Source organism: Paenochrobactrum gallinarii (assembly GCF_014205685.1).
GTDB lineage: Bacteria > Pseudomonadota > Alphaproteobacteria > Rhizobiales > Rhizobiaceae > Paenochrobactrum > Paenochrobactrum gallinarii.
Genome location: NZ_JACIIU010000072.1, coordinates 1 through 2,001, shown reverse-complemented (window position 1 = coordinate 2,001; position 2,001 = coordinate 1). Strand labels below are relative to the sequence as shown.

3 protein-coding genes and 1 pseudogene are annotated in these 2,001 nt (G+C 50.8%); 2 read left to right on the top strand and 2 right to left on the bottom strand.

All coding sequences use genetic code 11. The features are described 5' to 3' along the window. A partial coding sequence (locus FHS77_RS15975; protein WP_184224902.1) for an energy transducer TonB occupies positions 1–589 on the top strand: 589 nt, incomplete at its 5' end. A gap of 99 nt (positions 590–688) precedes the next feature. Here FHS77_RS15975 and FHS77_RS16425 read toward each other — a convergent pair. After that, positions 689–811 (bottom strand): addiction module toxin RelE, encoded by a 123-nt coding sequence (locus FHS77_RS16425; RefSeq protein WP_184224901.1) that lies wholly within the window; start codon positions 809–811, stop codon positions 689–691. A gap of 179 nt (positions 812–990) precedes the next feature. Between FHS77_RS16425 and FHS77_RS15965 the strand changes: the two are divergent. Further along, positions 991–1,239 (top strand): annotated as a pseudogene (locus FHS77_RS15965) (hypothetical protein); the annotation flags it as partial. Positions 1,240–1,415: 176 nt separating this feature from the next. On the opposite strand, the gene FHS77_RS15960 reads toward FHS77_RS15965, so the two are convergent. Next, the gene (locus FHS77_RS15960) at positions 1,416–1,844 is read right to left on the bottom strand and encodes a hypothetical protein (RefSeq protein ID WP_184224900.1); all 429 of its coding nucleotides are present in this window, start codon (positions 1,842–1,844) and stop codon (positions 1,416–1,418) included. Positions 1,845–2,001: the final 157 nt, after the last annotated feature.

The following is a 2,001-nucleotide window of genomic DNA, read 5'->3' as shown; positions in this document are numbered from 1 at the left end:
AACCGATAACCACACCGCTCTGCAAGAGCTTGCACCGTTCCCTATTCAGCAAGCTGGAAAGGGAACGGTGTCAGATAAAGTCGAAACTAATACAGTTTATCTGTCTAGCCGGGAAATCGATAAACTTTCGTTGTCAGGGACGGCCGCGGGCATTGGCTTATTAAATTCCTGCGTGAATCGGGTTGTGGCGCAATTAGCGGCGGAACGAAGAGAGCGTGAAAAATGGGAGTACCTGCCCAAAGATCCATTTGCTTCACAATTACCACCTGGCCCCAAACCCGCTACGCCAAGAAGTAACCCCGGTAGCTGGGTATCAGCCAGAGACTATCCAACACGCGCATTGCGTGAGAAACGTGAAGGAAAAACCAGCTTCTTTTTAACTGTAGGAGCGCATGGACTAGTGACTAATTGTCAGATTACCAGATCAAGTGGGCATACCGACCTTGATGAAACAACCTGCACGAATATTCAGCGCAGAGCTCGCTTTCTTCCTGCGATCGATGACAAAGGAGTGGAGATACCCGGTACATGGAGTTCTACAGTAAATTGGCAAGTACCGGATATCCAGCCTCCATTACCCTCTCCTTGAAGATGTTTTAATAGTCGTGCGCCGAATCGCTCACGTAATAATATCGTTGGGCAAAGGCCAATGCATCATTCAGACCTTGCATGATGCTGTCATGAGCGTTCATTGTTTGTCTCCATAGGTGTCCAGCAGAATTTTGCTCTGCTGGACAGCTGCGGCCTGTTCGGCCTTACTCAAATTGTCCTGCTCGTTTTTGGCAAACACAGTAACCAGAAAAATGGGCATGTGCGTACCGCCACCTGGCCCTTTGACACGTAGTCCAACTACACGGTTACCGATTCCCACTCAAGCAAGGCAATCATTCCGAAGGCATCGATTCGAACAGTTTGCGAAGCTTCTCAATTGCGTCCGATGCCTCATGTGGCAGGGTGGTGAAGACGATCTTCTTTCTGTCACCTAAACTCCAAGGGCTGCCCGAGCGCATCCGTGCGCACGCGCTGATCTGCTTCCTGGCCCTCGTCCTCTACCGGGTCATGCGCATGCGCCTGAAAGCCAGGGGGCACAGCGCAAGCCCCAGAACCGCGCTCGACATGCTCGCGCGCATACAGCGCCACAGCACGAAAATCGGCGAACGCTCAATTGATGGCCTCTCAACGACAACCCCGGAACAATTGGAGCTGTTCAACACCCTGAACCTGCCAAAACCTGCCTAAAAGCCGTCCCGTAGTCACACAAAGGCGAAACCCGCCTCAGAGAAATCAATCGCTTAGCGGCTTTGCTGTCGAACTTCGGGGATCAGGACGAGCAGCCGGCGCGGGTGTTCGAGTAACTCGCACTATCGTCCAAAAGATAGGAATCGAGATCAGGCCAGCCGGAGAATGTCTGAGATTCAGAAGGGAATTTCACCGTTCCCGTCTTCGTCTTTCGCGAATGGATCTTTCATGGAGTAGTCCATCCACAAGATATCTCTGGGGTACTTTCGAGCGATCCAAAAGTACATCTGCTCGAGACTTGGTGTCCGCTCCTGTAAGTCCTCGAATTTCTTTAGATCTTCTTCTTTTGGCGGATGGACGGATACGTAAGAGTCTGGATGACCCGGATTGATGCGATAACGCTTAGTTTTCAGCGTATGCTTGTAGTATCCGATAGCGCCAGGCTTCGACAAATAAGCCCGTCGCTTTTCCGGATCATGGTAGCGCTTAAGCGTGAAATTCAGGGTATATGTATTATGGCAGGTCTTCGCCTGATTGGGCTGCGAGAATGTGCTCAGCCCAGCTACGAATCCGTAGAGTTTGTCTGCCAAATCCCACGTGATCATAATGCTTGAAACGCTGAAGTACCCAGTGGAAGCTTCAGCTTCCTCTTTACTTCGAAATATGACTGGTCTTGCACCGGTTGTGTTCCGGTCTATCTCTCATTTTAAGCGGCTTTTTTCTCAAATGCCACCGGCGATTTCCAGCCGAGTGTTGAATGTC

What these genes read in the sequence shown, in the direction of transcription:
- FHS77_RS16425 (WP_184224901.1), bottom strand. Translation starts at nt 811, where the DNA reads ATGCCCATTTTTCTGGTTACTGTGTTTGCCAAAAACGAGCAGGACAAT.
- FHS77_RS15960 (WP_184224900.1), bottom strand. Translation starts at nt 1,844, where the DNA reads ATGATCACGTGGGATTTGGCAGACAAACTCTACGGATTCGTAGCTGGG.